This window comes from Marivirga sp. (genome assembly GCF_024636815.1).
In the GTDB taxonomy this organism is placed as follows: Bacteria; Bacteroidota; Bacteroidia; order Cytophagales; family Cyclobacteriaceae; genus Marivirga.
The window spans coordinates 1-7,762 of record NZ_JAGXGF010000008.1; the positions used below are offsets into that span (position 1 = coordinate 1).

General features: G+C 34.6%; 10 protein-coding genes and 4 tRNA genes. 10 read left to right on the plus strand and 4 right to left on the minus strand.

Annotated features, from left to right (window positions below):
• The first annotated feature begins 234 nt into the window (after positions 1–234).
• Positions 235–759 carry an NADPH-dependent FMN reductase gene (locus Q0L29_RS00725; RefSeq protein ID WP_296618347.1) on the plus strand — a complete coding sequence of 175 codons (525 nt, stop codon included), beginning with the start codon at positions 235–237 and terminating at the stop codon, positions 757–759.
• Positions 760–880: 121 nt separating this feature from the next.
• Here the strand turns inward: Q0L29_RS00725 and Q0L29_RS00730 are convergent, their stop codons facing one another.
• The 4 genes from Q0L29_RS00730 to Q0L29_RS00745 form a co-directional block, all read right to left on the minus strand.
• Positions 881–1,585 (minus strand): outer membrane beta-barrel protein, encoded by a 705-nt coding sequence (locus Q0L29_RS00730; protein ID WP_296618348.1) that lies wholly within the window; start codon positions 1,583–1,585, stop codon positions 881–883.
• Positions 1,586–1,723: 138 nt separating this feature from the next.
• A complete protein-coding gene (gene frr / locus Q0L29_RS00735) occupies positions 1,724–2,284 on the minus strand; it encodes a ribosome recycling factor (protein ID WP_296618349.1) in 561 nt (186 codons plus the stop codon).
• A gap of 6 nt (positions 2,285–2,290) precedes the next feature.
• Positions 2,291–3,004, minus strand: a complete 714-nt coding sequence (pyrH, locus tag Q0L29_RS00740; RefSeq protein WP_296618350.1) for a UMP kinase — start codon at positions 3,002–3,004, stop codon at positions 2,291–2,293.
• 74 nt (positions 3,005–3,078) lie between these two features.
• Positions 3,079–3,579 (minus strand): acetyl-CoA carboxylase biotin carboxyl carrier protein subunit, encoded by a 501-nt coding sequence (locus Q0L29_RS00745; protein WP_296618351.1) that lies wholly within the window; start codon positions 3,577–3,579, stop codon positions 3,079–3,081.
• Positions 3,580–3,920: 341 nt separating this feature from the next.
• Here Q0L29_RS00745 and Q0L29_RS00750 point away from each other — a divergent pair.
• From Q0L29_RS00750 to rplA, 9 genes are all read left to right on the plus strand, one after another.
• Positions 3,921–4,002 (plus strand) — tRNA-Tyr (locus tag Q0L29_RS00750).
• Between the two features lie 79 nt (positions 4,003–4,081).
• Positions 4,082–4,154 (plus strand) — tRNA-Gly (locus tag Q0L29_RS00755).
• A 98-nt stretch (positions 4,155–4,252) separates the two neighbouring features.
• A tRNA-Thr gene (locus tag Q0L29_RS00760) sits at positions 4,253–4,324 on the plus strand.
• A 60-nt stretch (positions 4,325–4,384) separates the two neighbouring features.
• Positions 4,385–5,572: an elongation factor Tu gene (gene tuf / locus Q0L29_RS00765; protein WP_296618352.1), complete on the plus strand. Its 1,188-nt coding sequence runs from the start codon at positions 4,385–4,387 to the stop codon at positions 5,570–5,572.
• 115 nt (positions 5,573–5,687) lie between these two features.
• A tRNA-Trp gene (locus Q0L29_RS00770) sits at positions 5,688–5,760 on the plus strand.
• A gap of 21 nt (positions 5,761–5,781) precedes the next feature.
• Complete coding sequence (secE, locus tag Q0L29_RS00775) at positions 5,782–5,973, plus strand: preprotein translocase subunit SecE (RefSeq protein ID WP_296618353.1); 192 nt, start codon at positions 5,782–5,784, stop codon at positions 5,971–5,973.
• 21 nt (positions 5,974–5,994) lie between these two features.
• Entirely contained in the window at positions 5,995–6,546 is a 552-nt protein-coding gene (gene nusG / locus Q0L29_RS00780) for a transcription termination/antitermination protein NusG (RefSeq protein WP_296618354.1), read from the plus strand.
• Positions 6,547–6,550: 4 nt separating this feature from the next.
• Complete coding sequence (gene rplK, locus Q0L29_RS00785; protein ID WP_296618355.1) at positions 6,551–6,994, plus strand: 50S ribosomal protein L11; 444 nt, start codon at positions 6,551–6,553, stop codon at positions 6,992–6,994.
• 12 nt (positions 6,995–7,006) lie between these two features.
• The gene (gene rplA / locus Q0L29_RS00790; RefSeq protein WP_296618356.1) at positions 7,007–7,705 is read left to right on the plus strand and encodes a 50S ribosomal protein L1; all 699 of its coding nucleotides are present in this window, start codon (positions 7,007–7,009) and stop codon (positions 7,703–7,705) included.
• Positions 7,706–7,762: the final 57 nt, after the last annotated feature.

Sequence of the window (7,762 nt, forward strand, 5' to 3'; positions counted from 1 at the left end):
AACGTTACTGTAGAGAATGGTAAAGCTAACGCAAAAGCTTCTTTTGCTTTAGATAGAACAAAATGGAACGTAAAATATGGATCTGGTTCTTTCTTTGATGGCTTAGGTGATAAAATGATTTATGATGATTTCGAATTAACTGTTAATTTGTCTTCATTATAATTTAAAACAAATTAAAAAATTATTGAATAGGGACATATTGTCCCTATTTTTGTTTTAAATTTTCAAAACAGAATGATAACCATAATTTCAGGAACTAATCGTCAAAATTCAGTATCAGCAAAGGTTGCTCATCTTTATAAAAGTTTGTTGTTACAACATCAAACGGAATCTAATATTATTGACTTAGCTGATTTACCAAAAGATTTTGTTTATACTGCCCTATATGATAACAATGGAAAAAACCCTGAATTCAATAAATTCTTAGAACAGCTTCGTGCTTCTGATAAATATGTTTTTATTATTCCAGAGTATAACGGTTCATTTCCAGGCGCTCTAAAAGCTTTTATAGATGGTATGGAATATCCTAATAGCTTTCAGAATAAGAAGTGTGCATTGGTTGGAATTTCATCTGGTATGCAAGGGGCAGGCTTAGCATTGAGTCACATGACTGATATTTTCAATTATTTAGGGATGAATGTTTTAGCTCTAAAACCTAAATTAGCCAGAATTGAAAGTAATTTTGATGGCGAAGAAGTTACAGATAAACTCTACAGTCAATTATTAGAAGAACAAGTTATAAAACTTCTTGAATTCTAAAGCTTGATAATTATTTGTATTGATAGAGCTTATTTTCTTTAAAATTAAATTAGTAAAATTGAATCAGAGAGTTGATTCCTATAACTCTCTGATTCTAAATGTATAGATTACTTTCCTAGATTTATTTATTTAAATTGATTAGGTAAGTAAGGTTAATTCCCAATGTTCGGGTTTTTGCACCTAAATCATATGTTACGTTGTTTCCACCTCCCATATCTTCAGTAACTTCATTGGAAGTATTCATAACACCAAAATTGTAGCTAGCTCCAATTTTAATTACTCTTTTCTCGTTTATGTTATATTCAAAATCAGCTTTAAATAACAATCCAAGATCTAAAACATAAAATTCATTAATATCATCAGCTTCTCTTGTGCTAATTATATCTCTGTTAATTTGAGAATCGGTAACGCTTTTCCCTGAGAATGCATAAGCTCCGTAGAATCCGCCACCTAATTGTAAATAAGCTTTATTAAATAAGTCGGTTCTGAAATTAAATACTAAAGGAACTTGAACATAATCCAATGTAACAGTTTCATCTTGAGCCATGTATCCTGAACCAGAATAAAAAAGTCCTATGTGAAAAACGAAATTTTCCGTTGCTCCGGATTCTGAATAAATACCAGCATTTAAACGAGGTAAAAATTCTAAAGTAGGATAGATACTTGGATCACTTATTTTGGTGAATTCCATACTTGCTGAATTCATACCAAACTGCAAACCTACTCGTGATATTTTACCACTGGTGTCAGTTGTTAGATCATTTTGTGCTACAGCCATATTAGCTATAACTAAAAGTAAAATGAGGATTTGTAATTGTTTTTTCATATTAGTTTGTTTTTTTGAATTTGCAAACCTAACTAATTACTAAAGTCTTAAAAAGCTTTAAACTATATATTTCTTAATTCAATAAAAAAAGCTACTTTTAGAAAAGTAGCTTTGTAAAAAATAGAGGATCTGTTTATTTTAAACTGTCATTATCTCTTTTTCTTTATGCTCTAAGATATCATCGATCTTTTTTGTATAATCATTAGTTAAAGATTGAACTTTATCTTCACCTCTTTTAACGTCATCCTCTGAAATCCCTTCTTTTTGCAATTGCTTTAATTGGTCATTAGCATCCTTTCTTGCATTACGAATAGAGATTTTTCCATCTTCAGCCTCATTTTTGGCTTGCTTTGTTAAGGCTATCCTTCTTTCTTCCGTCAATGGTGGAATGTTGATTCTAACAATTTCACCATCATTTTGAGGAGTGAATCCTAAATCACTATTTATAATTGCGCGTTCAATTTCACCAATTATGTTTTTCTCCCATGGTTTAATAATGATAGAACGAGCGTCTGGAGTACTGATTGAAGCTACCTGGCTTATGGGCGTATCATTATTGTAATAATCAACCATTAGTCCTTCTAGCATTGCAGGAGAGGCTTTTCCTGCTCTAATTTTCTGCAAATTACTTTTAGTATGCTGAATGGCTTTATCCATTAGCTCTTTTGCTTCTTCCAATACTAAATCTATTTCTTCCATTGTTTTTTATTTTTCAGAATTTATCAATGTACCAACATTTTCTCCATTTATCAGGTCATACAAATTGCCTGCTTTGTTCATGTCAAATACAATAATAGGTAAATTGTTTTCTTGACACAGCGTAAAAGCTGTCATATCCATCACATTCAGTCCTTTTTCATAAACTTCTTGAAAAGTAATATTTGAATATCTTACAGCATCTGCATTTTTCTCAGGATCCGATGTATAAACACCATCCACTCTTGTGCCCTTTAAAACAACATCAGCTTCAATTTCAATTGCTCTTAAACTTGCAGTTGAGTCAGTAGTGAAATAAGGATTTCCTATGCCTGCACCAAAAATGACTATTCTTCCTTTTTCCAAATGTCGGATTGCTCTTCTTCTGATAAAGGGCTCACAAACCTGGTCCATATTAATACCGGACATCAATCGTGTAAACATGCCATGGTTTTCCAAAACACCCTGCACAGCCATTCCATTTATTACAGTAGCAAGCATCCCCATATAATCACCTTGCACTCTATCAATACCCGCGCCCTCAGCTTGAATACCTCTAAAAATATTTCCTCCGCCTATTACGATAGCTATTTCAATACCTTGGTCATGAATTCTTTTAATTTCTGATGCATATTGAGCAAGTCGTTTTGGATCAATACCATAACCTTCATCCCCCATAAGAGCCTCACCACTTAATTTCAATAGAATGCGTTTGAATTTCATAAGTTAAATTGTTGCTGTACCGTTAAAAGTCTAATTTATAAATTTTAAAAATCAATTCTATTATTTAAAAATAATTAAAACTGAATGATCAACTGATTTTTCTCTACGCTATCGCCTTTTTTGGCCTTTATTTCTGATATTATTCCATCACCAGCTGCTTTTATAATATTCTCCATTTTCATGGCTTCTAATATTAGTAACGGATCTCCTTTTTTTACTTCATCTCCAGGAGATACCATAACGTCAATAATTAGCCCAGGCATTGGCGCTTTCACATCATTCATTTGATTTTGATCCAAATCACTAATCCCCATTTCCTCTAAAAGCAAATCCATTTTATCTTTCAATTCCAACTCAATGATTTTTCCATTCAATTGCAATTTGAAGACTTTACTTTCATAGTCTATATCTACCAAATGGGCATTAAATGTTTGATGGTGATAAATTATGTTAAAGGATTGGTGATCGGTTTTACTTATGTCCCAATCTACTTTTTTATTGTCTATAAATATATTACCGTCTTTAGTGGAAAGGCGATATTCTTTATCGGATTGACTGAATTTTATTTCGTACATAATTAAAATTTAACACGAAGATAGGAACACATATTAAATTTTACACAATTCAATTTAAAATTACCGAATCTGACTGATTTTTTTTTCACCTTTGAATCTTAAGAATTAAGTCAAAATCTGATAATCAAAAAGCAATACAATTGAATTGTAATTTTTCTGAAATTATTTTAAAAATTGTTTTATCTATAAAGAACTGATTTACAACAGTTAGCAAATACTTGAAAATTAAGTTTGAAAAAAATCAATCTTTTTTGTCAGTAAAGTTTGATAAAATATAAAATCCATATAATTTTGCACTTCCTAAAACGAAAAGGATTTAGGAAATGCTTATTGAAACCAATGGGGGAATACCAAAGCGGCCAACTGGGGCGGACTGTAAATCCGCTGTCTACGACTTCACAGGTTCGAATCCTGTTTCCCCCACTTTGTAAACCGAAGCTTTAGCAAAGGTTTACATTTTGATAGAATCATACTTGTTATAAGTTTTGATTTTTCATGAAAAGCGGGAGTAGCTCAGTTGGTAGAGCGGCAGCCTTCCAAGCTGCAGGTCGCGGGTTCGAGCCTCGTCTCCCGCTCTAATAATACAATAGGCATTTCGGTGATAAATCAAGGCAGAACGGAAACGTCACTGCCTTTGTTAGGATGTGCCTGTAAAGGCACTGAATGATTTCAAGCCGATGTAGCTCAGGGGTAGAGTGCTTCCTTGGTAAGGAAGAGGTCGGGGGTTCAAATCCCCTCGTTGGCTCAATCAGTGTTATTGAATAAATATATTATAAATTTTAACTAAACTGAGGATTTTTCAAATATGGCTAAAGAAACCTTTGACCGTTCGAAACCACACGTGAATATCGGAACTATCGGTCACGTGGATCATGGTAAAACTACATTAACTGCTGCAATCTGTAAAGTATTGTCTGATAAAGGATTTGCAGAAGCAAGAGATTTTTCTTCAATCGACAACGCTCCTGAAGAAAAAGAAAGGGGTATTACAATTAACTCATCTCACGTTGAGTATGCTACTGCTAACCGTCACTATGCGCACGTTGACTGTCCAGGTCACGCGGATTATGTGAAAAACATGGTTACTGGTGCTGCACAAATGGATGGTGCTATCTTAGTAGTTGCGGCTACGGATGGTCCAATGCCTCAAACTCGTGAGCATATCCTTTTAGCTCGTCAGGTAGGTGTTCCTGCTGTCGTTGCTTTCTTAAATAAAGTGGATTTGGTTGACGATGAAGAGTTATTAGAGTTAGTTGAGATGGAAGTAAGAGAATTACTTTCATTCTATGACTTCCCAGGTGATGATCTTCCAGTAGTTCAAGGTTCTGCTTTGGGTGCTTTAGAAGGTGATGCAAAATGGGTTGAGAAAATTGATGAGTTAATGCAAGCTGTTGATGATTACATTCCATTACCAGAGCGTTTAACTGATAAAGATTTCTTAATGCCAGTTGAGGATGTATTCTCTATTACTGGTCGTGGTACTGTTGCAACTGGTAGAATCGAAAGAGGTATAATCAACTCTGGAGAAGCTGTTGACTTAATCGGTATGGGAGCTGAAAACTTAAAGTCCACTGTGACTGGTGTTGAAATGTTCCGTAAAATATTAGATAGAGGTGAAGCTGGTGATAACGTTGGTCTTTTGTTGAGAGGTATTGAAAAAGCTCAGATCAAAAGAGGTATGATTATCTGTAAGCCAGGTTCTGTAACTCCACATGCTCATTTCAAAGCTGAGGTTTACGTTCTATCCAAAGATGAAGGTGGACGTCATACTCCATTCTTTAACAGATACCGTCCACAGTTCTACTTGAGAACTACTGATGTAACTGGTGAAATTACACTTCCTGAAAACGTGGAAATGGTTATGCCAGGTGATAACGTAACTATCGAAGTTAACTTGATTAATAAAGTTGCTTGTGAAAAAGGTTTACGTTTCGCTATTCGTGAAGGTGGTAGAACAGTAGGTGCTGGTCAGGTAACTGAAATCTTAGATTAATTCTTAAGATATAAAAATAAATTAAACAATGCGCTCTCGAAATTTTGGGAGCGCATTTGTTTCTTATAAAACTTTTATCTACCTTTGCAGACCATTTTGAGTTGCATTGGTGAATACGGGTGTAGCTCAATTGGTAGAGTAGTGGTCTCCAAAACCATTGGCTGGGGGTTCGAGTCCCTCCACCCGTGCAATTTTAACACATTAATAAGATGCAGAAATTAAGTTCATTCATTAAAGAATCGTGGTCGGAAATGCGATACAAAGTAACATGGCCACCTTATAGCAAATTACAAAACAGTTCAGTTTTGGTTTTGGTTGGTGCTTTAATTTTTGCCCTGTTGATTGGTGTTATCGATTTGGCATTTGATAATGCAATGGAGTGGTTTTATAATGCATTTTAGCATTTAAGATATATTGAGATAATGTCAGAATTTAAATGGTACGTTTTAAGAGTTATTAGTGGACAAGAAAAGAAGATTAAAACTTATCTTGACAACGAGATTGCTCGACAAAAATTAGAAGATTTTATTCCTCAAATTCTTATCCCTACTGAAAAGGTATATGAAATGAGGAATGGTAAAAAACGTGTCAGGGAAAAGAATTTCTTTCCAGGTTATGTTTTTGTATCAGCTGATATATCTCATGGTGAAGCGCATCACGTGATAACTAGTATTCCGGGAGTAATCGGATTTTTAGGTGGTCAAGGTGATGAAAAAGAACCGGTTCCTTTAAGACAAAATGAAGTGAATCGTATACTCGGAAAGGTTGATGAAACTGAAGAGATGGATGAAAAGCTGAGTACTCCTTTTATTATAGGAGAATCAGTGAAAGTGATGGATGGACCATTCAGTGGTTTCACCGGATCCGTTGAAGAGGTATTCGAAGAAAGAAAGAAACTAAACGTTATGGTTAAAATCTTTGGACGAAATACTCCTGTAGAATTGAATTACATGCAAGTAGAAAAAACAGAATAGCAAGATGGCTAAGGAAATAAGTGGATATCTGAAATTACAGATTAAAGGAGGGGCCGCAAATCCGTCACCTCCCGTAGGTCCTGCATTAGGTAGTAAAGGACTTAATATAATGGAGTTCTGTAAGCAATTTAATGGAAGAACTCAAGAAAAAGCTGGGCAAGTATTGCCGGTAGTAATCACGATTTATAAAGATAAGTCTTTTGATTTTGTGATTAAAACCCCACCAGCTCCAGTGCTTTTATTAGATGCTTCCAAAAAGAAAAAAGGTTCTGCTGAGCCAAACCGTATTAAGGTTGGTACTGTAACTTGGGATCAAGTGAAAGAAATCGCTGAAACCAAAATGACTGATTTAAATGCATTTAAAATTGAATCAGCCATGCGTCAAGTTGCAGGAACTGCAAGAAGTATGGGTATAAAAGTTACAGGGACTGCTCCTTGGAAATCTTAAATAATAGGTAAAATGGCAAAGCTTACTAAAAATCAAAAAATTGCAGCTGAGAAAATAGATTCTAATAAGGCATATGCTTTAGATGAAGCTTCTTCTCTAGTTAAAGACATTACAACTACTAAGTTTGATGCTTCAGTTGACCTAGATATAAGATTAGGGGTTGATCCTCGTAAAGCCGATCAAATGGTAAGAGGCGTTGTTGCGCTTCCTCATGGTACCGGTAAAGATATTAAGGTTTTAGCATTAGTTACTCCTGATAAAGAACAGGAAGCTAAAGATGCTGGTGCTGACTACGTTGGATTAGACGACTACATCAAAAAAATTGAAGGTGGTTGGACAGATATTGATGTTATCGTAACCATGCCTACTGTTATGGCAAAAGTAGGTAGGTTAGGTAAGGTGTTAGGACCAAGAGGTCTAATGCCAAACCCAAAATCAGGAACTGTTACGCTTGATGTTGGGAAAGCGGTCCAAGAAGTAAAATCAGGTAAAATTGATTTTAAAGTGGACAAGTTCGGAATTATTCATGCAAGTATTGGTAAAGCTTCCTTCTCGAAAGAGAAAATTACTGAGAACGCTAATGAATTAATTCAAACTTTAGCGAAGCTGAAACCAGCTTCTTCTAAAGGTACGTATTTCATGAGTATGACCATGTCATCTACGATGAGCAAGGGAATCTCAATTGATAAAAACTCTATAGCTGGAATTTAATATGAATAAAAAAGAAAAAGGACAACTTATAGAGGAACTAACAGAGAAATTTGCGGA